Consider the following 23846-nt stretch of genomic DNA (forward strand, 5'->3'; position numbering starts at 1 on the left):
ATGACTACGCCAGTAACTGCCCCTCCTCTTTACGCCCGCGCCGTGCGCGTCGGTGACCTGCTGTTTGTATCGGGTCAGCTTCCTGTCAACGAGGCCGGGCTGCTGTATCCCGGCAAGGTGGGGACGGAAGTGACCGTGGGACAGGCCAGGGAGGCGGCGACCTTGGCCGCCACCAACTGCCTCAACGTGATCCGTGAGACGTTGGGTTCGCTGGATGCGGTGAAGGGTGTCGCACGGCTAGGCGGGTATGTCGCTGCCGGAGCAGGGTTCAATAACGCGCCTGCAGTTGTGGATGCGGCATCCCAACTGATTCTGGACGTTTTGGGGGAGCGGGGCCGGCATGCGCGTTTGGCGCTGGGTGTGGCATCTCTTCCGTTGGGGGCGTGCGTGGAAATTGAGTTGGCAGTCCAATGCTGATCACAGAGAGAATGAATGGCATGCATGCCGACGACGCCAGCCAGCTTCCCAACCCTCTGGAGGAGCTCAGCCTGAACGAGCTTCGTCAGCGCACCAGCATGAAGTGGCGGACTCACCCGGATGACGTGCTGCCGCTGTGGGTTGCGGAGATGGACGTCAGACTGGCGCCCCCCGTCGCCGAGGCGCTCCATCGTGCCATCGACGCAGGTGACACAGGTTATCCGGTCGGCACAGCCTATGCCGAAGCCTTTGCTGCTTTCGCGGCCGCGCATTGGTCATGGAGTGGGTTGGATGTCAACAGGACCGCGATTGTTCCTGACGTGATGATGGGCGTCGTGGAAGTTCTGCGACTGGTCACCAGTCCTGGTGACGCAGTTGTCGTCAACTCCCCGGTCTATGCACCCTTCTACGCCTTCGTTACGCACGACAACCGGCAGGTTTTGGAAGCACCCCTGGGCGAAGACCTGCGGATTGACCTGGATGCCCTTGAGGAAACCTTTAGCCGTATCAGGCACGAGGGACGCAGGGCGGCCTACCTGCTGAGTAACCCCCACAACCCCACCGGCACCGTTCACACGCTCCGTGAGCTGACAGCGGTGGCTGAACTAGCCAGCAAGTATGGAGTGAGGGTCGTTTCGGACGAGATCCATGCCCCGCTCGTCCTGCCTGGCTCCACGTTCATCCCGTTCCTGAGTGTCCCCGGCTCCGAGAACGCCTTTGCCGTGATGTCGGCTTCGAAGGCATGGAACCTGGCCGGGCTGAAAGCCGCACTGGCTGTGGCCGGCCCCGACGCTGCTGCAGACCTCGCCCGTATGCCCGAAGAAGTCAGCCATGGACCAAGCCATCTGGGGCTTATCGCTCACACAGCGGCGCTTAAGCACGGGCAGGAGTGGCTCAAAGCGTTGATTCAGGGCCTGGACTCGAACCGAACCCTGCTAAGGCATTTGCTTGCAGAACATTTGCCGGACGTTGGCTATAAAGAACCCGAAGGTACCTACCTGGCCTGGCTGGACTGCCGACACCTCGGAGTACAAACGCCCCAGAGCCCCGGTGGGCTAGCTGTGGTCAGTGATTTGGCCGGACCAGCGCAGCTGTTCCTGGACAAAGCCAGGGTGGCGTTGAGCTCAGGGCACGTATTCGGCAGTGGCGGTGAGGGCCACGTCCGCTTGAACTTCGCGACCTCCCAGACGATCCTGACTGAAGCTGTCGAACGAATGGGGCGAGTCCGTCCCTAAAACCAAAGGAAGCAGGCCCGGGAAGGAGCCCCGGGCCTGCTTTGCTTAATCGCTTTGTTCGGTCGATCCGTTCACTTCATTGAGATAGTTGTAAATCGTGAACCTGGTGACTCCCAGCGCCGCGGCAACTGTCTCCGCGGCCTGCTTGATCAAGAAGAAGCCTCGCCGGTCAAGTTCAGCCACTACCTGGACCTTATGTTCCTTCCGCATCTTCTCGGGCAGCACCCCAACAGTTGAAATCGCCGCATCAACAAGGCGGCCGCTCAGCTCTTCAACACTATGTGGAAAGTATTCACTTCCGTTCACCGGTCCCGACGATGGGGCCGACCGGTGCGCCGCCAGCGAAGCCTGCGTCTGCGCGGGTGCCGCCTCGTGGCCCAAGACAAAACGATCCATTGCTGCACGCAACGTGACCCAGGCTGACACATCTGTGTTCAGGCACAGTGCTGCTGCGGCACGACCGTCCCGGTCGGAGTAGATGATCGTGGTGCTCTGAAGTATCCGCCCGTCGGGTAACTGCGACCGATATCCAATCTCGTGGCTGAGGTCCCCGGCAGCAACTCGTTCCAGAAGTTTGTCTGTGGGCGGATCGCCGATGCGCCGACCGGTAACTACCCCGGCAATGGCCCGGACCGTGTCCGGGATTCGCTGCAAATCGTGCAGTACAACCTCCGTCGGCTGGGGAACAGAAGCCTGGAGAGGCTCCACTAGAAGCTCTAGGACGCAGTTGATTGATTCAGCGTCCATTCCTTGGAGACCTTCTGGAGCCGGCGCCATCGTGTCCCTCATCTGACTGCCCATGCTAGTCCTCCGTTGCAAAGCTGTTGAATCCACTGCACTCAGTCCTAGAATTTTAACACTTTGTTCAAAAAGACGGGGCGACATCAACGAGGGCTTCGTGACTTTCCGTATGTGCGGCCAGGGGTGATGGCGTTTCAGAGACAGGCATAGGCCGGGTTCCCGTTTCCTCGTCCGCCTGTCCTCGACCCGATTAGCATTTCGAAGGCACGAACTTCCCTGCGCTGAGTCATGATGACCGCCTTCGGAGACACCCCTCGAAGTGCGATTTTTCGCCACTAAGCAGATCGGGGTAATCGCGGGCAAACATCGCCGATCTCAACGACTGATCAATGCTCGTCCGGAAAAATGTAGGGCTGGTGCGTTAGCTGACGACGACTCGCACGAAGCGTGCCCGAGTGTCGCCGACGTTGACGTAGGCGTACTGCTGTGAGGTCGGAAAGGCAAGGTGGTCACCCGTGCGGAGCTCGGTGTCGCCGTGCTCGTGTTCGACGCGGATGGAGCCCTCGGAGACGAAGAGCATCTCCGACCATCCCACCGGATCCGGCTGCGCGTCGTAGCGATCGCCCGTTTCGAGGGTCCACGCCCACAATTGGGCGTCCTTGGCGGCGGGAACGGATGCCAGCAGCACCGCGACGCTGTCTTGCCGGTCTCCTCGCCATGCAACTTCGTTGATATCGGTATGAGGTGCGGCTGGTGCGGCAACGAGATCGACGAATGTGACACCCAACGCATCGGCGAGGTGATCGAGGCCTGTCAGGCTGATGTTTGCCTCACCTGCCTCGAGCTTGACGACAGTACGGCGGCTGATGCCTGCGCGGTCCGCCAGAGCGACTTGGCTGAGCTGAGCCGCCAAACGATAGCGACGCACGTTCGCACTGACGTGCTCCAGGACACCGTTAGTTCCCTCTGTTTGCATGTGCACTATTCTGCACCATAGAGTGTGCAGCATGTTGCACACTCGTCCGCGATGGCGCCTGCTCTCCAGGCATGAATTCGCACTCGTCCTCATCACAGCCATGTGGGGGCGACGTTCCTCGTAGTTCACATCGCTGTCCAGTACAGCGGACCGTGGTTCTTTGTGGGCATGCGGTTCGTGACCGCTGGCATCATCAGTGCTCTCGTTTTCGCGCGCGTCCTCCATGGCCTTGCCTGGAAAGACCTTGCGGCAGGTTCAGCCATCGGCGTGATGATCTTCCTCGGCTACGGACTGCAAACCGTCGGACTCCAAACGATCAACAGCAGCACCTCCGCATTCATCACAGCCCTCTACGTTCCCCTTGTTCCAATCCTGCAGTGGATGGTGTTCAAAAAGCCGCCGCGCCTTCCTACATGGATCGGTGTGGGGCTTGCCTTCGTAGGTCTCGTGCTGCTCGCCGACCCGGGCAGCGTCGGCTTCACCTTCGGCTCGGGGGAGATCGCAACCGTCCTGAGCACCATTCCGATTGCAGCGGAAATCATCCTTATCGGCTGGTTCGCGGGCAAGGTGCATCTGGGCCGGGTGACCGTGGTCCAGTTGCTTGTCGCGGGACTACTGGGCTTTCTGGCCATGCCCGTCGTCGGTGAGGAGCTGCCCGCATTCTCCTGGGTGTGGGTGGCGGCCTCTGTCGTCCTGGGGGCTGCGAGCTGCCTCATCCAGCTCACGATGAACTGGGCCCAGAAATCCATCTCGCCTACGCGGGCAACGATCATCTACGCCGCCGAGCCTGTATGGGCTGCGATCATCGGCCGGGTCGCCGGGGACCGGCTGCCCCCGGTCGCGATCGTCGGGGCCGTGTTCATTGCCGTCGGCGCCCTCGTCAGCGAACTCAAACCCCGCAAGCGTGGCGACTCCAATACTTCAGGTGAGCCTGCACTGGGGGTGGACAATCCAACCCCCGTTCTCCTCCACCTCGAGCAAACGGACTAACACCTGCCCCTGCCACGACTCATACTGCTGTCACTTACCCGTACAGGGCGCGACCACCTCGACCGGAGCCGTGCTCCTCGTTGAGCCAACGAAATGCTCGCTGGAACTACGGAACATCTCCCGGGGCGGCCGGCCTCAAGCTCCTTGTCACCGTGGGTATTCACGGTCAGCAGAAGGAGCCCGTCTTCCATGCCCGCTGCTGCGCGCCTCGATGATGCCACCGACAAAAGGAATGGTCGCAAAGGATCGCCGATAGACCCAATCATTCCGGCCACGCTTTCACGATCGGTCTTGGCGTGGGCGATAGAAGGGTAGGCCAGGGCGGGCCACGGGTTCCCGGACCCGCTTGCGTCTCCTCCGCGAACCATGACCCGGAATCCGAGTTCAGCGCCAAGGAAACCGTAGCCTGCGAGACGCCAGCGGCAGCGGCGACGGCGCGCATCGCCGGTCCTGACTTTGACCGTGTTCCAGCCATGGACAACTCCTCGGACCTATTGCTACTGGGTTTATTCGCATAACTGCGCTCTCGGCTGCGCGCATCACTTCCGGGCGTCAATCTGGCACTACGCCCCCTCCAGCCAGGGGCGGCCTTCAATAGGAGTGCTGGGCCCGTCACTCCGCTTGTGTTCCGCTACGTAGAACAGAAACCCGTCTAGCGAAACTTTTTCTTGACGTGGCGCTACGTGAGCTGGTTCACTAAAGGCGTAAGGCAAACGACTCCGTTCGGATCGGGCCTTGTCCCCAGTCCAATTGACTGAAGAGCTTGAGTCACCGCGCGCTGATGCCGGCGGCACTACAAACATTCCACTTGGGGTGGAAACCGAAACTGTCACATTCACAAACAACATTGACGTTGTAGGAGGCACCTCGATGACTATCGCCGACATCGACAAACCAGTTCTGAAGAAGGTCGCTTTGCGCCTGCTTCCCATGCTGATGATTCTGTATTTCCTCAGCTACGTAGACCGCGTCAACGTAGGCTTCGCCGCTCTGACCATGAACGTTGACCTGGGCCTGAGCGCCACTGCATATGGGCTGGGCGCAGGCGTATTTTTCATTGGGTACTTCCTCTTTGAAGTACCCAGCCAGTTCATGCTTGATAGGTTCGGTGCCCGCATCTGGATCACCCGGATCGTGGTGACTTGGGGCGCCATCGCTGGCGCGATGGCCTTCGTGCAAGGACCAATCAGCTTTTACATTTTGCGCTTCCTGCTCGGCGTTGCGGAGGCAGGGTTTTTCCCCGGGATCATCTACTTCCTTGGCATGTGGTTCCCCCGCGGGCAGCGGGCACGCATCGTTGCCTTCGTCTACATCGCGGCTCCGATCTCATTCCTGCTGGGATCGCCAATTTCGACCATGATGATGCAGTACGGCGACGGCATCTTCGGACTTGTCGGCTGGCGTTTTATGTTCCTCATCGAGGGCGTGATTACAGTGCTCGCGGGAGTCATCGGCTACTTCATCCTTGTTGACCGCCCCACCAAGGCCAAATGGCTCGACAGGGCTGACGCCGTACGGCTGGAAGCCACCATTGCGGCCGAAGACGCGGCAGTTGACGCAGCCCACGACGGGCATTCGATCCGCAAGGCTTTCAGCCCCCGCGTCTTCATGCTGGGATTCATCTACTTCGGAATCGCATACGGCGTCTACGCGGTAGGGTTCTTTCTCCCGCAGATTGTTTCCGGCTTCCAGGCAACGTACGGCGTGAAGTTCGACCTCACCCAGATCGGCCTGATTTCGGCCATTCCCTATGCCGTCGCGACCGCCGTCATGCTGCCCTGGTCCCGGCATTCGGACAAGACGCAGTCACGCTTCATCCATGTCGCCATCACTTGCTTCCTGGGCGGGACCGCCCTCGCCATATCGCTGGTCCTTGGCTCACCCCTGCTGAGTATGATCGGCATCTGCGTCACGGCTGTGGGAGTCTTCTGCTCGATTCCAGTTTTCTGGCAGATTCCCCCCACATTCCTGACCGGCACAGCCGCGGCCGCGGGTATCGGCCTGATCAACTCCATCGGCAACCTCGCCGGATTCTTCGCCCCCTACATCTCCGGATACTTCAAGGACATGACCGGAAGCCTTCAGCCCGGAATGCTCGTCGCCAGCGCCTTCACGCTACTGTCAGGCGCCCTTGTCCTCGTTGCGCGGGCCAGGATCATCAAGAACGCGAAAGTAGCGGCAGAAGAACTCGCTCATGCCCCGGTTGCTATAAAATAAAACGGAACCCTGTTCCGCCCAACGGAACTATGGTTACATTGACCAAGCACTTGCCAGAACAAACAGGAGATCATCAATGTCTGTAACAGAGACCAACACAGAGCGCGGCATCGTCAATGGCGTCGACCTGGACCAGCTCACGGCCACCATCGAGGCGGTGCGGGGCGAGCGGACCCTCGGTGAAGTCACCTTTTCGGTAGAGGGCGAATGGGAAGACGGCTTCAAGCTTCGGTCCGCCACCGGCGCACTCACCCAGGCAGGCCAGAAGGATGCCTCTCGGGCAGGTAAGTTCGAGATGCGCAGCGACGAGCCGGCCAGCCTCCTCGGAACGGACACCGCGGTATCACCCGCCGAATATGTCCTGCAGGCCCTCGCAGGCTGCTACACCGTCACCCTCACGGCCAATGCCGCTGCCAGGAACATCGAACTGAAAAGCTACAAGCTGCAGCTCGAGGCTGACTTCGACCTTGCCTCCTTCCTAGGCATTGCCCCTGAAGAGAACCCCGGTGCCAGCCAGATCCGCGTCACGGTGGAACTCGACGCTCCGACCGCAACCCGCGAGGAACTTGAGGACTTGGTCGAGACGGTGCAGCAGCGGTCCCCGATCCGGGACACCCTGATCCGCCCCGTTGATGTGGTCACGACGCTGGCGTAGTCCGACCCCAGATCGACAAACCGCAGGATAGGAAGCGTTCGTGATGCACCGGGTATACAAAATTGATGGCTCCCCAATCGCTGTCGACCAGGCAACGATGAAGGGTTTCGAAGAACTCGGTGTTTCAGTCGAGGTACGGCCCTGTGCGACGGAGGCCGAAATCATCACGAACTGCAGGGACGCGGATGGGCTCGTCGTCATGACCGAGCCCATCACGCGGACCGTCCTGGAAGCCTTGCCGCACCTCAAGGTAATCGCCCGGCCCGGAGTCGGTGTCGATTCAATCGACATCACTGCCGCAACGGAGTTGGGGGTACAGGTGACCAATGTGCCGGACGGCAACTACACAGATGTCGCAACCCATGCCCTCGCACTCATCCTGAACGGCATACGCCGGCTCAAGGACTTCGAGGCGGATGTGCGGGCGCACGGATGGAATGGTCAGGAGATTGGCAGGACCATCCGGCGCCCGTCCGAACTGACCCTCGGAATCATCGGATTCGGGCGCTCCGGGAAACGGCTGGCGGAGATGGCTGCCCCGATCGGGTTCTCCACTCGCGCCAATAGCCCGCGCACAAATCCTGAGCAAATATGGGCAGTCGGTGCGGAATCGATGGACTTCGATGAGCTCATCTCCACATCGGACATAGTGTCGCTGCACGTCCCACTGACCGACCAGACAAGAAACCTCATCGACAAGGACGCACTGGGCCGTTTCAAGAAAGGTAGCTTCCTCGTCAACGTATCCCGGGGCGGCATTATCGACGAAGCCGCCCTGGCCGAGGCAGTCGGTTCCGGGCACCTGGCCGGCGCAGCCCTGGATGTCTTTGCGCAGGAACCGCTTCACGAGACCAGTCCCCTGCGGTCCCAGCCAGCTATCACCCTGACGCCGCATATCGCGTATCTTTCAGCTGACTCCCTTCAAGAGGTCAGCACCACAGCCTTTGCCGACATAGCCCGCCTGTTGAAAGGCCAGCAGGTCGCCCACCCGGTAAACACTCCGCAGACCAACTCTTTCCGATGGAGGCAAGATGAACCACGATGAAGTGACTGTCCGAATTAAGAGCATCGAAACACTGTCCTGCGATGCAGGCTGGCGAAATTACCACTTCGTCAAACTCACGACCGAGGACGGCGTCGTCGGCTGGTCAGAATTTGACGAAGACTTCGGCCCACGAGGCCTCACTAACGTCATTGAGCTCTACGCCCCGCTGTTTGTGGGCGCCGATATCTTCAACCACGAGCGCACCTATATGCAGGTCGCAGCAACGGCGCGGCCCGCACCATCCGGGCTGCCGGCAGAAGCATTCGGCGCGATCGAAAACGCCATGCTCGACGCCAAAGCGAAGATCCTTGGTATTCCTGTCCACCAATTGCTCGGCGGCAAGCACCGGGATGAAATCCAGGTTTACTGGTCCCACTGCGCCAGCTGGCGCATCAGCCACCCCGATCACTATGGATCGCGCATTTCGGACCTGGCGGGCGTTACTGAGGCCGGGCGCGAAGCACGTGATCGCGGTTTCGGAGCGGTCAAGACCAACATGTTCTCCTATGGTCCCAATGGCCCTAAGTCTTGGGGCGCCGGCTTCGGTAACCCCTACGAGCCAGGACTCAACATCGACCTCAAGCTCATCAAGGACGTCGTGGCCCATGTCGAGGCGCTTCGAGAAGGAGTGGGGGACGAGGTTGAGATCCTCCTGGACATGAACTTCAACGCTCGAACCGAGGGATACCTCCGCCTGTTGCGTGCACTGAAGGACGTCAACCTTTTCTGGGCTGAGCTCGACCTGTACAACCCCGATGCCCTGGCTCACATCCGGGAACAGAGCGGCGTCCCCATCGCCTCGTGCGAAACCCTGTTTGGCGTCCGCGAGTTCCTGCCGTACTTCAAGCGGCAATCCCTGGACGTCGGCATTGTCGATGTCATTTGGAACGGCGCTTGGCAGGCAATGAAGATTGCAAACACCGCCGAAGCTTTCGACGTCAACGTTGCCCCGCATAACTTCTACAGCCACCTCTCGACCATGATGTCCGCTAATTTCGCAGCAGCGGCACCGAACCTGCGGATTATGGAACACGATGTGGACCGCCTTGAATTCGACGATGAACTCTTCACCCACGCACCGGTCCTGCGAGGGGACCGGCTCCAGGTGCCCGGCCGCCCAGGGTGGGGGACAGAACCCATTGAAGAGGCGATCCTCTCGCGACCGGCTGTAAAACGAACTGCGTATCTCGGGATAAAGCGGTAGCCATGACAGCGCCCGGATCTTCGCATGTCAATACCGGATACTCTGATTCCATGACGACGCCCGAAGAGCAGGGGCCTGCGCTAGCTGGGGCCACGGACAGCATCCGTAGTGTAGAGCGCGCTGCCGCTGTGATCCAGGCGATCTCCGCCGCGGGCCGCAGCGGCAGCCGCCTGGTCGACATAGCCGCTGAGACCAAACTCTCCAAGACCACAGTTCACCGGCTGCTGGCAACGCTCTCCAAAATTGGCTGGGTCGAGCAGGACGACGAGTCAGGGACGTTCTTCCTGGGCCTGCCCCTGGTTGGTTACGGAAGCGCCGCAGCAGACAGGCACGGACTACTTGACGTAGCTGAACCACACCTGCTCCGCCTCGCTGAACTGACCGGAGACACTGTCTACCTTTCGGTGCGTGCCGGCAACAAGGCCCTCTGCATTGACCAGGCCGTAGGGTCTTTCCCCATCCGCACTCTCAACCCGCGCGTCGGCGACCGGCTCCGGCTCGGAACCTGCGCCGGGAGCCTTGCCCTGCTGGCATGGCTCGGTGACGACGACATCGAACGAATCATCCGGGACGATGCCGATCACCCCGGTGGAAATCTTGGCCTTGAATCCACCGTGGTGCGTCAAATGGTCGATGAAGCCCGGGCCAACGGATATGCGTATTTCCCCGGGCTCCTGATCCCGGACTCTGCCGGTCTTGGGGTTCCCGTCTTGGGAGCAGACGGAGACCCTGTAGCGTCGCTCAGCGTTGCCGCAATAGAACCGCGCATGACCGAGCCCCGGCGATCCCAAATCGTCGAGTGGTTGCAGCAGGAGGCTGCCGCCTTCTCGGAAGCCCTGATCGAACTTGATCCCCGCTTCAGCAACAGCAGCATGCGCCGCCTCAGCGTCAACGGCTGAACCGGTCCGCGACGGGAAGCGAACGCTCGCTGAAACTGTTGCCTCATCGAAGCGGACGAACAAGCGATCGTGCAAGGTCCTCGTTGGCGTGGGACGCAGCCCAGGATAAACAATTCTCCGCGGCCTGCGAGGTTGTGGCAGGGGCCGAGGCAAGACTCCTGGTCACTAGTGGCACCCAAAACCCTCTGCCCCTTCCGCATTTCAGCACGGCTGGTGGCCACAGGGCTGATTCCTATCACTGGCATCAAGCCCTAAGGCGGGAAAACCCGCGCTCTAGAATAAACGCAAAGAATGGATCAAAACCGTGGTTGCTGAAGCACTCGAGGTAAGGACCAGGCTGGGCTACTTCCCAACGCCCTTGCACCCGCTCGACCGGTTCTCGGAGGCTCTTGGGGGTCCCATACGTATCTGGATTAAGAGGGATGATCAAAGCGGTCTCGCGCTGGGAGGCAACAAGGTCCGCAAGCTCGAATACCTCATCGGCCAGGCACAGCGCCTTGGAGCAACCACCTTGGTGACGTGCGGGGCAATGCAGTCAAACCATGCAAGACAGACTGCCGCGGCCGCAGCCCGGGTTGGCCTTAAATGCGTCCTTGTACTCGGGCCAGGAGCACTCTCCGATGCGGACTACCGCAACTCGGGCAACGTGCTTCTTGACCGCATGTTCGGTGCAGAGATCAAGTTCGTCGGTTCGGAGCTAACGCTCGCCGAGGAGCTCCAACTCGCAGTGGAGTCTGTCCGTGAGCGCGGCGAAACTCCGTACGCTATTCCCCTTGGCGGTTCCACCGCCAAGGCTGGACTCGGATACGTCCAGTGCGCAGAAGAGATAATGGCCACGGGAATTAGATTCGACGCAGTGGCATTGGGTACCGGCAGCGGAGGTACCCAGGCAGGGCTTCTGAGCGGATTCCGGTTTTCGGGTGATACGACCCCGGTGGTCGGCTTCAGCGTGGCCTTCCCGGAACATCCCCAGCGTGAAGCAGTCCACCGGCTAGCCCTGGACACCTCCGCCCTGCTGGGTGCCGATCAAGCAAACAGCCCAACGATGGACGACGTCACAGTGGATGACCGGTTCATCGGCCCCGGCTACGGATTACCCACTGATGACATGTTGGACGTCGTGCACCTCTTGGCCCGAACCGAGGGAATACTTCTGGACCCGGTATACACCGGCAAGGCCATGGCAGGTCTGGTTGCCGGGATCCGGAAAAAGGAACATGGGTTTGGCTGCGTCAGTGACATCCTGTTCCTCCACACAGGAGGCCAACCTGGTCTGTTTGGTTATCGCGCGAGCGTAGCCGGCAGGGAGGAACGGTAGGGAGTTTTAGCCGAAAGGAGCGGCGACTCACGGCAAGGTCGGAACAAGGCAGGACAGGACAGCCCGGGTCGCCCCGGCTTTGCACGGTCGCCTGTTCACTAAGGATGCGGAATCCACCAACGAAAGATGTATTCATGAGCTTGCAACCCTGCACTGAATGGCGATTGGTTCAAGGCGCGATGGTTGAAGTCCGGCTGGGCCGGTGCCTGTACCGCGCTGGCTTAGTCGATGCCGTGATGACCGACGATTCAGGTATTTGGCTTGCCGCCGACGGAGTCCACTCCAGGGAGTTCATCGAAAAGGCTCAAGGCTACAGTCTGTGGACCAGCTTGTTCTACTACCAGCCCGGCCGCACAGAGCATCAACCGGAGACCTCGACTCGGGCACATTGAAGCTGGCTGGCATCCAAACTTCTGCGATAGTCGGTCGAACCCAACAGGAGGACGTGACGTCATGAAGGGTCAGAATTGGCCTGGTCTGGCTGACGAGAAGTCAACCCTTGTGGAGTACTTGAAACAACGCGCTGATGATATCGGAGAGTTGTTGGCCCGGCGCTACCGGGAAGACATCGTTGAATACCGCTCTTTGCCGGAGGGATTCATCGAGCAGGACGTGGCACCCACCGCGCGCCGAAACCTTGAGGTGATGCTCCACTGCATCGAATCCAGTGAGGAGCTGACCAGCGACCAACTGCTCCCATTCAGGGAAAGTGCCATTCGGCGCTTTCGACAAGGGGTACCGATTCAAGCGCTTCTTCATGCTTATCGGCTGTGGGGGCACACCGTGTGGGAAGAAGTTTTGGCGGCCCCACAAACGCACGAAAATCCTGAATCTGCGCTGACTTTCGCCGGCATGATCATGAAGCACGTTGACCTCGTGTCGACCGCTGTAGCCCAGTCGTACCTTAGTGAGGCGGCGGGACTGATTCATGACCGCGAAATGGGTCGACGGGATTTGCTGGAAGCACTGGTTGATGGAAACGTGCCGAGAATCTCACGGCACGCGAAGCTGCACCGGTTGGAGATGACGGGCCGCTATCAGGTCCTGCTACTGCGGTGGGCAGCCGGTTCCGCGGCTGCTTCGGAATTCCTTCGTGGTTCCCTCGACATCGTGACGGCCCGGCTCTCAGAACCCCCGTTCCGGTTGGCGCTGGTTGGTGTGCGCAACGAGGAGATAGTAGCGATCCAGGACCTCCGCGCACCGACCGGGGATAGGTTTCGTGCACGGCTAAATGATTTGGCTGCGGCCTTGCCCAATTTCGTCCTGGGTGCTGGCAGGCCCCACGACGGTCTCGCCGGAGTGGCCCGCGGCTACGTAGAAGCCCAGAACGCGATCGCATCGGCGCCCCTAGACAAGTCGGAACCACGCGCATACCTGTACAGCGACACGCTCCTTGATCATCTGGTGAGGACCAGCGCATTTCGCAACGACCTTGCCGAAGAAACAGTGACCCCCCTTCGCAATCATGACGCAGCTCGACACACCTCACTGCTCGCCACGCTCCGGGCGTATGTTAGGGCGGATTTCAAGCTGGTTCAAGCCGCGGATGCCCTCAACGTTCAGCCCAATACCGTGAAATACAGGCTCCAAAAGATCCAAGAAATAACCGGGCACGACCCTTTCAACGCGGAAGATCTCACACTCCTCGCCCTGTCCCTCAGACTGCAGGACACCGAGGATCAACTAGACGTTCATTGAATGCTTGCACCAGCTTGCCTGGTACGCGGGGGCACTGCGTTAAGCGCAAAAAACACCATCAAACTTGGCGTTTCCCCGTAGGGACACTAACGGGTCAGCACTCCTACGGTTATCAGACCATCAGTCGTGACCTGAAACACAATGAAGAGCGTCAGGAGAAGTTGTGACCATCACATCCGCAAGCCCTACCCAAGGATTGGTGTGGCAGCCGGGTCCCACCGAAATCGGGCGCAGCAGAATTTTGAAATTCGCTGCCGCTGCAGACTGCGCCACAATAAGCGAGCTGGGTGCCAAAGCATATGAAAAGCCGTCCTGGTTTTGGGGAACCGTTTCGGAGTGGCTGGAGCTGGACTGGCAGGAAACCCCTACCGCCACACTCGATCAGCTGGACAAGCCTCATGCGACGAAATGGTTCGTAAACGGCAAATTCAACGCCGCGGACAACGCCGTACACCGGTGGGTGAGGGCCGGCCGTGGAAATGAAACCGCACTCGCCTGGGAAGTCGAAAACGGTGAAAGCGGAAAGTGGACGTTTGACGAACTTGCTGCCGAGGTAGACCGGGTCAGCAGGGGACTGCTGACTTCAGGTGTGAAGTTCGGGGACACCGTCGGAATTCAGTTGCCAATGGTCAAGGAAGCGGCGGTGGCTCAACTCGCCTGCGCGAAAATCGGGGCTATTTCCGTGCCGATCTTTTCCGGTTTCGGGGCAACTGCTGTTGCTGACCGTCTTAGGATTGCCGGAGCGAAGGCCCACATTGTTGCCAATGGCTTCGACCGCCGCGGGCGGGTCGTGGCCTTGCGCCAAGAAGCAGCAGCGGCTCTACAAGGCGTCGAGTCACTTCACACTACAGTCGTCGTCACCCTTGCACCAGGAAATAGCGACCCTGCTCTGCCTGGGGAAGTAGCGTGGGAGGCGTTGGGAGCCGAAGCTCCGGCAGCTCCGCTGGAAGCAGCCACCTGCCCGGCAGATCATCCCCTTCTCATAGCCTTCACGTCGGGTACAACAGGTGCTCCTAAGGGGATTGTCCTGAGCCACGCCGGCTTTGCTGTGAAAGCGGCCAGTGATGTCGCCTTCAGTTTCGATGTTGGACGCGGAGACGTGGCCATGTGGGTGACAGATCCAGGCTGGATTATGAGTCCCATAACTGTTCTGGGAGGCCTTATTGCCGGTAGTTCCGTGGCACTCTACAGTGGCAGCCCTGACTTTCCTTCCGCGGGTCGAATCTGGGAGGTGGTCCGGAATCTTAACGTCACGATGCTCGGGGTATCGCCCACTTTGATCCGCTCTCTCATGACCCAGGATACGGATGCAGCCAATATCGACCTCGGAAGCCTGCGTGTGCTGGCGTCGAGTGGCGAGGCGTGGACTCCTGACGCTTATGAGTGGTTGTTCGAGCGCGTGGCCCAGGGTCAACTTCCGGTTATAAACTACAGCGGCGGCACTGAGGTTTCGGGCGCCATTTTGACCAACTTCACCGCCCAGCCCATCCACCCCTGCGGCTTCGCAGGCCCTTTGCCCGGAATGGGCGCGGATGTCGTGGACCCTGACGGGAACAGCGTGGGAACCGGCATCGGTGAGCTCGCACTGCGTCGTCCCTCACCGGGTATGCCGATCACTTTCTGGGGAGCACCTGAACGGTACTACTCGACGTACTGGAATCGATGGGCCGCCACCTGGTTCCACGGTGACTGGGTTGAGGTAAACAACGAAAAAGTCTGGTTCGTGCGGGGCCGCAGTGACGACACCCTCAAAATCGCAGGCAAACGCCTTGGACCGGCCGAGGTTGAGTCTGTTGTTAACAGTGTTCCCTCTGTGATGGAGTCCGCTGCCATCAGCGTCCCGGACCCCATCAAAGGTGAAGCCTTAGTCATTTTTGCGAGGGTGGCCCCCGGACGGAGAACACGCGCGAACTTGCTCAGATCATCTCCGACGTCGTCTCCAGAGACCTGGGCAAACCGCTCAAGCCAAAACTCGTCCATGTTGTAGACACGCTGCCCAGGACGCGGAGCGGGAAAATCCTTCGACGCGTTATCCGGTCCGTGTATCTGGGGGAAACGCCGGGGGATACCTCCTCACTTGAGGACCCGGCCTCCCTGTCGGCCATAGGAGGCAGTCGGTGACGCTTCGTCAGCGGTGTGCCGTGGTAGGGGTTGCCGAGATTCCTCCCACTAGATCAACGCCCGGCGTTACAACGCTGGAGATGATCGCTCGGGTGTCCAGAATGGCCCTCAAGGATTCCGGCCTGGCCCCTTCGGATATTGACGGCCTCATAGTCGGTCCCCAAGTTGGGGAAACACCGCAGCACGTTCCTGCGACCGTGGCGGAGTATCTGGGCCTGCAACCCCGTTTCGCCGACATAGTTGACCTCGGTGGCGCCACTGGGGCGGGAATGGTGTGGCGCGCGGCTGCGGCGATTTCCGCCGGCATGTGCGAAACCGTCCTTTGCGTCCTAGGCAATACGCGTGACCCTGGGAGTGTTACCCGGTCACCTAATCGCAACCCGATCCGGGAATTCGACGTACCCTATGGAGCCAGCGGCGCCAACCAGGCATACGCCATGATCGCCCAGCGCCACATGGCCGAGTTCGGCACCACACCGCAACAACTGGCCCAGGTCCCAGTCAAACAGCGGGCCAACGCAATGCTCAACCCGGCTGCAGTATTTCATGGCAAACCCATCGCCACTGATGACGTCCTGAATTCACCGATGGTCATGTCACCACTGCGGCTTCTTGAGATAGTCATGCCTTGCGGCGGCGGAGCAGCCGTCATCGTCACCTCCTCTGACCGGGCCAAAGACATGGAGAAAGCGCCCGTCTACGTGCTCGGGGCGGGAGAACGAGTGACCCACCGCGCGCTCAGTCAGGCACCCGGATTGACCACGTCTCCTTTGGCTCCGGCCATCAGTGACGCCTACTCCATGGCCGGAATAGGGCCGGCGGATATCGACTTCCTTTCCATCTATGACTGCTACTCGATCGTCGTTGCCATCACCGTGGAGGACGCGGGGTTCTGCGCCAAGGGCGAAAGTGGAGCCTGGCTGGAGGCGCATGACTTCTCCATCAACAGCAAGCTTCCCATCAACCCCCACGGTGGTCAGCTCGCAAGCGGTCAGGCTGATCTTGCCGGCGGCATGGGACACATCGTGGAGGCCGTCCGCCAACTCCGAGCAGAAGCAGGGGAACGCCAGATTACTGACCCGGACATTGCCCTCGTCACCGGAAACGGAGCAACGATGAGTGAAGAAGTCGCCCTTGTTCTGGGAGGTGCCAATACATGAAGACTCCCACTGACACACGCCTGATTCCCAAGCCGGGATTTGTATTCACTTCCCGAAGTTCTCCCTACTGGCAGCGGGCATCCGAGGGCGAGCTGCTGCTGCAATGTTGCAGGGATTGCGGACATCTTCAGCATTACCCTCGAAGCCTCTGCGTAAGGTGCTGGTCCCACGATCTCGATTGGCAACAGGCCGCAGGGACCGGAACCGTCTGGACCTATACCGTGGTCGCCATTCCCGGTCATCCTGCCTGGGGGCCGCACGTGCCTTACGTCTTGGCCCTGGTCGAACTGGACGAGGGTCCACGCCTCATGACGAACATCGTCGCCTGCCCACCCGACACCGTCTATTGCGGGCAGGCAGTCAGGCTTCTTCCCGGCAGGGATGAGACGGATAACCAAACCCTGCTTCAGTTCACCCCCATCCACTAACGATCAACGAGGATCGGATCACCATGTCAACAGAAAGCACTGAAACGCTCGAACAAGCAGTTACCCGCCGCCGTGCGCGCATCGCAAGCTTCGTGGGAACGACAATCGAGTGGTACGACTTTTATCTGTACGGCACTGCCGCGGCCCTTGTCTTCAATCAACTGTTTTTCCCGTCATATTCAGCCATGGCAGGAACAATGATGGCGCTGCTTACGTTTTCAGCGGGATTTATCGCCCGCCCCCTGGGTGGTGTCATCATGGGCCACTTCGGGGACAAGATCGGCCGCAAAGCCATGCTAGTCTCCTCGTTGCTCGTCATGGGACTCGCGACAACGCTGATCGGGTTTCTCCCGACGTACGCCTCCATTGGAGTATGGGCGCCCATCCTTCTCCTGCTGCTGAGAATGATCCAGGGCTTCGGAGTCGGCGGAGAATGGGGCGGAGCAGTCCTCGTGGCGGTTGAGAATGCGCCTCCCGAAAAGCGTGGCTTCTTCGGAGCATGGCCTCAGGCAGGGGTTCCGGTCGGGCTCCTGCTGGCAAACGGTGTCTTCATGGCCTCCAGCCTGATGCTGTCTCCAGAAGCCTTCCTCGCATGGGGCTGGCGCATCGGTTTCGTCGGATCCGCCCTGCTAATCGTCGTCGGCCTGGTGATCAGGTTGAAAATGGAGGAAACGCCGACTTTCCAAGACGTCAAGGACAAGGGCGAGGTAGCGAAGTTCCCGGTCCTCCATGTCCTCCGGACCCAGTGGCGGGCAGTGGCACTGGCGGTGGGTATCAAGATGTCCCAAAACGCCATCTTCTACATCATCACGGTCTTCGCGCTGACCTACGCAAGTACAGCGTTGGGACTTCCGCAGTCGGTGGCCCTAATCGGCGTGCTTATTGGTTCAGTCGTGAGCAGCTTCACCCTCCTCATTTCTGGCTGGCTGTCCGATCAGTACGGCCGACGCCGTGTGTACATGATCGGCGCGGTTCTATCTGCGCTCTTTGCCTTCCCCTTCTTCATGCTGATGGGCACCGGCAGCGCCATCCTCATCTGGCTGGCCATCGTGGCTGGACTGGTCTTCCACGACCTGATGTACGGCCCGCAAGCCGCGTACATGGCCGAAATGTTCGAACCGAATGTCAGGTACACAGGTGCGTCCCTCGGGTACCAGATAGCATCCACCATCGCTGGTGCTGTGTCCCCGGTTCTTGCCGTATTCCTCCTCAGCATTTCTGACAATCAGCCGTGGTTGGTGGCTCTCTACATGATTGGAATGAGCATCATCACTATCGTGGCGACATGGCTCTCCCCGGAGACCCACCGCGGAAACCGACGCAAAGGGGGCCCCCTTGCGGTTCAGCAGGCGAAGGCGAATGAAATCCAGGTTCCAGCAACTGCAGGACGCGACTGACCATGCACTTTGAGCGGGCGAACCGGCAGCAGGCCTTGATCGCCCTTGTGCAGATCCTCGGCCTCGCTGTCTGGTTCTCTGCTTCCGCAGTGGTCCCTACCCTGCAGCGCGAATGGGGCATCAGCGCCGCGGCCGGCGTATGGCTGACCGCGTCGGTGCAGGTCGGCTTTGTTGCCGGCGCGGTCGCGTCAACGGTACTGAGCCTTGCTGACAGATTCCGGCCGCAAGTGCTGCTGGGCACCTGCGCCGCCGGGGCCGCCCTTACCACCGCCGCTTTGGCAGCCTTCGTGGACAGTCTGCTTCCGGCCATCGCGATCCGGTTCCTGACCGGCGTCTTCCTGGCAGGCGTTTATCCCGTCGGTATGAAGCTAATGGCGTCATGGTCTGCCCCTGCACTACGGGGAAAGGCCTTCGGAATCCTCATAGGAGCCTTAACTCTGGGATCCGCCGTACCGCACCTGATCAGCAGCATGGGCGATCTTCCATGGCGGAACGTCATGGCTTCCGCCGCAGCGCTTGCCGCCACCGGTGCCCTGACTGCGGTCGTTGCTATTCGGCCGGGACCCTACGCCGAGACAGCCAGTGCCAGGCCAAACCGCCGCTATGCCCTGGCCATGTTCAAAGAACAACGCCCTAAGCTGGCGAACATCGGCTACTTCGGGCACATGTGGGAGCTCTACGCACTCTGGACCTGGCTCCCGATGTACCTGCTCGCCAGCCAGGGAGGCAAGGACAGCACTCTCCAAACAGGGCTAACAATGTTCCTTACGATGGGAGTCGGCGGGGTAGCCGGCGCCCTGTTCGGAGGATGGGCCGCGGATCGCTGGGGACGGCCCAAGGCAGCCGCAATGGCCCTGGCAGTGAGTGGTAGCTGCTGCCTCCTGTCTCCCCTGATGTTTTGGGCCGAAGGCATCCCCATGCTGATTTTTCTCCTCGTTTGGGGAGCCGCAGTCATCGCCGATTCCGGTGTCTTCTCAACATCGCTGAGCGAAAACATCGATCCGCGATACATCGGAACAGCGCTCACCACCCAGACCGCCATCGGATTCCTCCTGACAGTAGTCACCATCCAGCTCGTCCCACTGTTCGCGGCGATCGTCGGATGGCAGTACGCCTTCGTTCTACTGCTTCCCGGCCCGCTGATCGGCGTCATGGCAATGCGCAGGCTGGCAAGAACCGAACCCCCTACAAGAAAGGTCAATCATGACCCCCATTCAGACCCGCTCCCAACCCAAGGTCGGACAGACTGCCCAATTGTCGCGAACGATTACTGACAGCGACATTGTGCTGTTTACGCAAATAAGCGGCGACCATAACCCCCTGCATTACGACACCGCGGCAGCGAAGGCCTCGAGATTCGGCGAAATAGTTGTCCAAGGCGGAGTGACCAGCGCCATCCTGAACGCCGTCGTGGCGGAGGAACTACCCGGACCGGGCACCGTCTTTTTGAACGTGAACTGGGACTTCAAGGCACCCGTCCGGCCAGGAGACGTGATCACCGGACACGTCGAAGTCACCGAAGCGCGTGCCGACAAGCCGATCACGAAGCTTCGGACGTCCGTTGTGCGCGATGACGGAACTGTAGTACTTGAAGGCACCGCCGTCTGCTACACAATGGATCTGGGCATGGGGGAGGACGAGTCGTGACGTCACCCCGCATCCCCGTCCTCGTCTCGGCCGCGCGGACCGCCGTAGGGAAATTCAACGGCGCCTTACGGACCGCCTCCGCCATCGACCTGGGGGCCGCCGCGGTGGAAGGGGCATTGGAGCCCTTGAATGGACTCGTCCCGGACCACATTTTCCTCGGCAATGTCGTCCAAGCCGGAAACGGACAGAACCCTGCCCGTAGCGCAGCAGTGAGGGGAGGCGTCCCGCCGACGGTACCGGCCACCACCCTCAACAATGTCTGCTTGGCGAGCATGACCGCTGCCAGCCTGTCCGCGACTCTGATCCGGTCGGGAGAGCTGGACACGGCACTTGTCGGCGGATTCGACTCCATGAGCCGTGCCCTCCATGGAATCCAAATCCGGCAAGCGGGGGTCTTCGGTGACCGCCAGGTCATCGATCTACTTTCTAAAGACGGCCTCTGGTGCGCCCTTTCCGATCGAGGCATGGGACCCCTTTCGGATGAGTCGAACACTGAGCTGGGAATTTCCCGTGCCGACCAAGATGCCTTCGCACTTCAAAGCCATCTCCGCGCCGCCCGAGCGGCCCAGGATGGCCGCTTCAAAAAGGAAATTGTCCCCTTCCAAGGACTTGTGGACGACGAGGGGATCCGCCCGGGCACTACCCTGGACAGGCTCGGGCAGCTAAAGAGTGCATTCTCCGAGAGAGGGAGCATCACAGCCGGGAACGCGTCCCAAATGTCCGATGCAGGCGCCGCAGGAATCATCATGAACCTAGGGCTCGCCCGAGACCGCGGCCACACGGCCATGGTGGAAATTGTAGACTCAGCGACGATAGCTGGCCCTGACTTCTCGCTCCATCTCAAGCCGGCAGAAGCCGCAAAAAAGCTATTAAAGAGGAACAAGCTCAACGCCGCCGATATCGGTCTCTGGGAAATCAATGAGGCCTTCGCCGGCGTGGTCCTGGCATCCGTCCGGGAACTGGACATCGGCATGGAACGAGTAAACGTCAACGGCGGCGCCATCGCATTGGGCCACCCCCTGGGGGCCTCAGGATTCCGCCTAATACAAACACTGGCCAGAGAAATGATGGACCGCGAAGTGGACTTAGGTGTGGCAGCAATCTGCGGGGGAGGAGGCCAAGGCCAGGCCATTCTCCTCAAACTGATGTGATGCCTGCCCAAGCTGACCTCACTCCAACTGCCGTGGTTCAGTGCTGACTGCAGCTGCAGTCCTGGTTGCGTCCGCGGTTCATCGTGTAGGTGGGATCGGTTTCGCGCTCGTGGCGATGCCGGTCCTGATCCTGCTTCTGGGCCCCACCGATGGAATGCGACTGGGACTGCTGTTAGGACTAATGGTTTCGGTAGCAGCTCTCGTACAGACATGGCGTGCAGTGGACCTTCGGACCACTGCACTCCTGGCTCTCCCAGCACTGGGCAGCATTCCACTGGGGGCGCTCCTGGCACATGCGCTCAATTTGTCTGCTCTTCTCATGGTGGTCGGCACATTACTGGCGTCACTGCTCTTGGCCGGTCCGGCAATGAGTCACGTAGAGAAGCTGAACGGGCGGGTGTCATTGCCCTTAGGAACGGGATTAGTTGCGGGCTTCATTCACGGTTTGTGCGGGCTTTCGGCTCCTCTGCTGACCGCCTACGCCATCACATGCCGCTGGACCAACCAGAGATTTGTCGCGTCCTCACAGGTCGTCTTCGTATTTTTCAACGTGGCCTCACTTTTAGCATGGGGATGGTCGAGTTCTCTGTTGCTCCAATCCGCCATCCTGAGTCCCGTGCTATTGCTCGGTGTCTGCACCGGAGCCTTTGTCCGCAGCCGCATCACGTCCAAGACAGCCACAGCGATTACTCTAACCGTCGCCTGGGCCAGTGCGCTCGGAGCTATCGCTAAGGGCCTTATGGGGTGGTAGCAGTGGAATTCAACAATCGAACAGACACGCCATGAAGCTTGGAATTTTAGCCTGGAACACCGTGAAGCACACTCTGCTGGTCTGTGAGCCCTACTTCGGTCGACATGAAATGCAGGACACTGCAAACGGACACCACTGCTCCTGCAGCAATCAGTTTGATTTTTTCCATGTATTTATTCCTGCTCCTCCATCGAGGAATGTCCAAGGCAGCTAGAAGTGCGTGCCCCCGTGTTGCGACAAAAGCCCCGTTGCGTTAAATGCAACGTTTCTCAGCAAAGTCTTCGTTTCGTCCTGACGACGCGTGAATCGAATCACTTTATGTTTTAAGCAGTGGCTAGGTGCCAGAGGCTGCCGAACGCCACCCCTGCCTCCGAATCCGGAGCTCAATCAAGGAGATCAACGATGACTGCAGCATTTGAGCCCAACCAGCAGACGCCCGAGCAGCAGGCCGCCGCACTGGAGCTCGAGTGGGCTGCCAACCCGCGCTGGGAAGGTGTGACCCGTGACTACAAGGCTTCGGATGTCGTCCGCCTCCGCGGCCGGGTCTCCGAAGAACACACGCTGGCCCACCGCGGTTCCGAGAAACTGTGGAAGCAGCTGACCGAGGAGCACAAGGAAGGCAAGTACACCAACGCCCTGGGCGCCCTGACCGGCAATCAGGCCGTGCAGCAGGTCAAGGCGGGTCTGCGCGCCATCTATCTTTCCGGTTGGCAGGTTGCCGCGGACGCCAACAACTCCGGCCACACCTACCCGGACCAGTCGCTGTACCCGGCGAATTCGGTTCCCACGGTGGTCCGGCGCATCAACAACGCCCTCCTCCGCGCGGACCAGATCGAGTTCTCCGAGGGCATCCAGACCGTTGAGGACTGGCTGGTGCCGATCGTCGCCGACGCCGAGGCCGGCTTCGGCGGTCCGCTGAACGCCTATGAGCTGATGAAGTCCATGATCCAGGCCGGCGCCGCCGGCGTGCACTGGGAGGACCAGCTCGCCTCGGAGAAGAAGTGCGGCCACCTCGGCGGCAAGGTCCTGATCCCCACCCAGCAGCACGTGAGGACCCTGAACGCGGCCCGCCTGGCCGCCGACGTCGCCGGCACCCCGTCCGTCGTCATCGCCCGCACCGACGCCGAAGCAGCCACCCTGATCACCTCCGACGTCGACGAGCGCGACCAGGAATTCATCACCGGCGAACGCACCCCGAGGGCTTCTACAAGGTCCGCAACGGCATCGGACCCTGCATCGCCCGCGCCAAGGCCTACGCCCCGTACTCGGACCTCATCTGGATGGAAACCGGCACCCCGGACCTGGAGCTGGCCCGCAAGTTCGCCGAAGCCGTCAAGGCCGAGTTCCCGGACCAGATGCTCTCCTACAACTGCTCACCGTCGTTCAACTGGCGCAAGCACCTGGACGACGCCACCATCGCCAAGTTCCAGCGCGAACTCGGCGCCATGGGCTTCACGTTCCAGTTCATCACCCTGGCCGGCTTCCACGCCCTGAACTACTCGATGTTCGACCTCGCCCACGGCTACGCCCGCGAAGGCATGAGCGCCTACGTCGAACTCCAGGAAAAGGAATTCGCCTCCGAATCCCGCGGCTACACCGCAACCAAGCACCAGCGCGAAGTCGGCACCGGCTACTTCGACGACATCTCCACCGCGCTCAACCCGAACGCATCCACCCTCGCCCTGGTCGGATCGACCGAAGAGGGCCAGTTCCACTAAATCTTTCCCAGGTAAATAGCACTAAGTGTCGTTTTGGCGGCTCAGAACGACACCTACTGCTACCCAGTTGGGCATTGC

22 protein-coding genes and 1 pseudogene are annotated in these 23846 nt (G+C 60.5%); 21 read left to right on the forward strand and 2 right to left on the reverse strand.

Features of this window, described 5'->3' with window-relative positions:
* Both ABRP34_RS14420 and ABRP34_RS14425 read left to right on the forward strand, forming a co-directional pair.
* Nucleotides 1-417, forward strand: coding sequence for a RidA family protein (locus tag ABRP34_RS14420; protein WP_353710707.1), 417 nt, complete (start codon nt 1-3; stop codon nt 415-417).
* Nucleotides 411-1652, forward strand: coding sequence for a MalY/PatB family protein (locus ABRP34_RS14425; protein WP_353710708.1), 1242 nt, complete (start codon nt 411-413; stop codon nt 1650-1652). Before ABRP34_RS14420 ends, ABRP34_RS14425 begins: the two co-directional genes overlap by 7 nt.
* Nucleotides 1653-1697: 45 nt before the next feature.
* On the opposite strand, the gene ABRP34_RS14430 is transcribed toward ABRP34_RS14425, so the two are convergent.
* A complete protein-coding gene (locus ABRP34_RS14430; RefSeq protein WP_353710709.1) occupies nt 1698-2399 on the reverse strand; it encodes a PAS domain-containing protein in 702 nt (233 codons plus the stop codon).
* A 415-nt stretch (nt 2400-2814) separates the two neighbouring features.
* Nucleotides 2815-3369, reverse strand: a complete 555-nt coding sequence (locus ABRP34_RS14435; RefSeq protein WP_353710710.1) for an XRE family transcriptional regulator — start codon at nt 3367-3369, stop codon at nt 2815-2817.
* Nucleotides 3370-3531: 162 nt separating this feature from the next.
* Between ABRP34_RS14435 and ABRP34_RS14440 the strand changes: the two genes are divergently transcribed.
* From ABRP34_RS14440 to aceA, 19 genes and pseudogenes are all read left to right on the forward strand, one after another.
* Nucleotides 3532-4359 (forward strand): DMT family transporter, encoded by an 828-nt coding sequence (locus ABRP34_RS14440; RefSeq protein WP_353713369.1) that lies wholly within the window; start codon nt 3532-3534, stop codon nt 4357-4359.
* An 870-nt stretch (nt 4360-5229) separates the two neighbouring features.
* On the forward strand, nt 5230-6576 hold the full coding sequence (locus ABRP34_RS14445) for an MFS transporter (protein WP_353710711.1): 1347 nt from the start codon (nt 5230-5232) through the stop codon (nt 6574-6576).
* Nucleotides 6577-6652: 76 nt separating this feature from the next.
* Complete coding sequence (locus ABRP34_RS14450) at nt 6653-7231, forward strand: OsmC family protein (RefSeq protein ID WP_353710712.1); 579 nt, start codon at nt 6653-6655, stop codon at nt 7229-7231.
* A gap of 43 nt (nt 7232-7274) precedes the next feature.
* The gene (locus ABRP34_RS14455; RefSeq protein WP_353713370.1) at nt 7275-8276 is read left to right on the forward strand and encodes a C-terminal binding protein; all 1002 of its coding nucleotides are present in this window, start codon (nt 7275-7277) and stop codon (nt 8274-8276) included.
* Nucleotides 8263-9480: a mandelate racemase/muconate lactonizing enzyme family protein gene (locus ABRP34_RS14460; RefSeq protein ID WP_353710713.1), complete on the forward strand. Its 1218-nt coding sequence runs from the start codon at nt 8263-8265 to the stop codon at nt 9478-9480. Before ABRP34_RS14455 ends, ABRP34_RS14460 begins: the two co-directional genes overlap by 14 nt.
* A 128-nt stretch (nt 9481-9608) precedes the next feature.
* The gene (locus tag ABRP34_RS14465) at nt 9609-10379 is read left to right on the forward strand and encodes an IclR family transcriptional regulator (protein ID WP_353710714.1); all 771 of its coding nucleotides are present in this window, start codon (nt 9609-9611) and stop codon (nt 10377-10379) included.
* 304 nt (nt 10380-10683) lie between these two features.
* Nucleotides 10684-11697, forward strand: coding sequence for a D-cysteine desulfhydrase family protein (locus ABRP34_RS14470; protein ID WP_353710715.1), 1014 nt, complete (start codon nt 10684-10686; stop codon nt 11695-11697).
* 134 nt (nt 11698-11831) lie between these two features.
* A complete protein-coding gene (locus ABRP34_RS14475; RefSeq protein ID WP_353710716.1) occupies nt 11832-12089 on the forward strand; it encodes a hypothetical protein in 258 nt (85 codons plus the stop codon).
* A gap of 61 nt (nt 12090-12150) precedes the next feature.
* Nucleotides 12151-13395, forward strand: a complete 1245-nt coding sequence (locus ABRP34_RS14480) for a helix-turn-helix domain-containing protein (protein WP_353710717.1) — start codon at nt 12151-12153, stop codon at nt 13393-13395.
* 163 nt (nt 13396-13558) lie between these two features.
* Nucleotides 13559-15382: an AMP-binding protein gene (locus tag ABRP34_RS14485; RefSeq protein ID WP_353710718.1), complete on the forward strand. Its 1824-nt coding sequence runs from the start codon at nt 13559-13561 to the stop codon at nt 15380-15382.
* Entirely contained in the window at nt 15343-15516 is a 174-nt protein-coding gene (locus ABRP34_RS14490) for a hypothetical protein (RefSeq protein WP_353713371.1), read from the forward strand. Before ABRP34_RS14485 ends, ABRP34_RS14490 begins: the two co-directional genes overlap by 40 nt.
* A gap of 101 nt (nt 15517-15617) precedes the next feature.
* A complete protein-coding gene (locus ABRP34_RS14495) occupies nt 15618-16676 on the forward strand; it encodes a thiolase family protein (RefSeq protein ID WP_353710719.1) in 1059 nt (352 codons plus the stop codon).
* Complete coding sequence (locus ABRP34_RS14500) at nt 16673-17104, forward strand: Zn-ribbon domain-containing OB-fold protein (protein WP_353710720.1); 432 nt, start codon at nt 16673-16675, stop codon at nt 17102-17104. Before ABRP34_RS14495 ends, ABRP34_RS14500 begins: the two co-directional genes overlap by 4 nt.
* Nucleotides 17105-17127: 23 nt before the next feature.
* Nucleotides 17128-18501 (forward strand): MFS transporter, encoded by a 1374-nt coding sequence (locus ABRP34_RS14505; protein ID WP_353710721.1) that lies wholly within the window; start codon nt 17128-17130, stop codon nt 18499-18501.
* Between the two features lie 2 nt (nt 18502-18503).
* On the forward strand, nt 18504-19775 hold the full coding sequence (locus ABRP34_RS14510) for an MFS transporter (protein WP_353710722.1): 1272 nt from the start codon (nt 18504-18506) through the stop codon (nt 19773-19775).
* Nucleotides 19705-20148 carry a MaoC family dehydratase gene (locus ABRP34_RS14515; RefSeq protein ID WP_353710723.1) on the forward strand — a complete coding sequence of 148 codons (444 nt, stop codon included), beginning with the start codon at nt 19705-19707 and terminating at the stop codon, nt 20146-20148. The genes ABRP34_RS14510 and ABRP34_RS14515 overlap by 71 nt, the downstream gene beginning before the upstream one ends.
* The gene (locus tag ABRP34_RS14520) at nt 20145-21299 is read left to right on the forward strand and encodes a thiolase family protein (protein ID WP_353710724.1); all 1155 of its coding nucleotides are present in this window, start codon (nt 20145-20147) and stop codon (nt 21297-21299) included. Before ABRP34_RS14515 ends, ABRP34_RS14520 begins: the two co-directional genes overlap by 4 nt.
* A 109-nt stretch (nt 21300-21408) precedes the next feature.
* Nucleotides 21409-22050 carry a TSUP family transporter gene (locus ABRP34_RS14525; protein WP_353713372.1) on the forward strand — a complete coding sequence of 214 codons (642 nt, stop codon included), beginning with the start codon at nt 21409-21411 and terminating at the stop codon, nt 22048-22050.
* Between the two features lie 402 nt (nt 22051-22452).
* Nucleotides 22453-23768: pseudogene (gene aceA / locus ABRP34_RS14530) on the forward strand (isocitrate lyase).
* The last annotated feature ends 78 nt before the right edge of the window (nt 23769-23846 follow it).

The organism is Arthrobacter sp. K5, from assembly GCF_040448525.1.
Lineage (GTDB): Bacteria > Actinomycetota > Actinomycetes > Actinomycetales > Micrococcaceae > Arthrobacter > Arthrobacter globiformis.

Coding starts and splice junctions, on each gene's coding strand:
- ABRP34_RS14420 (WP_353710707.1), top strand. CDS start 1: ATGACTACGCCAGTAACTGCCCCTCCTCTTTACGCCCGCGCCGTGCGC.
- ABRP34_RS14425 (WP_353710708.1), top strand. CDS start 411: ATGCTGATCACAGAGAGAATGAATGGCATGCATGCCGACGACGCCAGC.
- ABRP34_RS14430 (WP_353710709.1), bottom strand. CDS start 2,399: ATGGACGCTGAATCAATCAACTGCGTCCTAGAGCTTCTAGTGGAGCCT.
- ABRP34_RS14435 (WP_353710710.1), bottom strand. CDS start 3,369: ATGCAAACAGAGGGAACTAACGGTGTCCTGGAGCACGTCAGTGCGAAC.
- ABRP34_RS14445 (WP_353710711.1), top strand. CDS start 5,230: ATGACTATCGCCGACATCGACAAACCAGTTCTGAAGAAGGTCGCTTTG.
- ABRP34_RS14450 (WP_353710712.1), top strand. CDS start 6,653: ATGTCTGTAACAGAGACCAACACAGAGCGCGGCATCGTCAATGGCGTC.
- ABRP34_RS14455 (WP_353713370.1), top strand. CDS start 7,275: ATGCACCGGGTATACAAAATTGATGGCTCCCCAATCGCTGTCGACCAG.
- ABRP34_RS14460 (WP_353710713.1), top strand. CDS start 8,263: ATGAACCACGATGAAGTGACTGTCCGAATTAAGAGCATCGAAACACTG.
- ABRP34_RS14475 (WP_353710716.1), top strand. CDS start 11,832: ATGAGCTTGCAACCCTGCACTGAATGGCGATTGGTTCAAGGCGCGATG.
- ABRP34_RS14480 (WP_353710717.1), top strand. CDS start 12,151: ATGAAGGGTCAGAATTGGCCTGGTCTGGCTGACGAGAAGTCAACCCTT.
- ABRP34_RS14495 (WP_353710719.1), top strand. CDS start 15,618: ATGGCCCTCAAGGATTCCGGCCTGGCCCCTTCGGATATTGACGGCCTC.
- ABRP34_RS14500 (WP_353710720.1), top strand. CDS start 16,673: ATGAAGACTCCCACTGACACACGCCTGATTCCCAAGCCGGGATTTGTA.
- ABRP34_RS14505 (WP_353710721.1), top strand. CDS start 17,128: ATGTCAACAGAAAGCACTGAAACGCTCGAACAAGCAGTTACCCGCCGC.
- ABRP34_RS14510 (WP_353710722.1), top strand. CDS start 18,504: ATGCACTTTGAGCGGGCGAACCGGCAGCAGGCCTTGATCGCCCTTGTG.
- ABRP34_RS14515 (WP_353710723.1), top strand. CDS start 19,705: ATGACCCCCATTCAGACCCGCTCCCAACCCAAGGTCGGACAGACTGCC.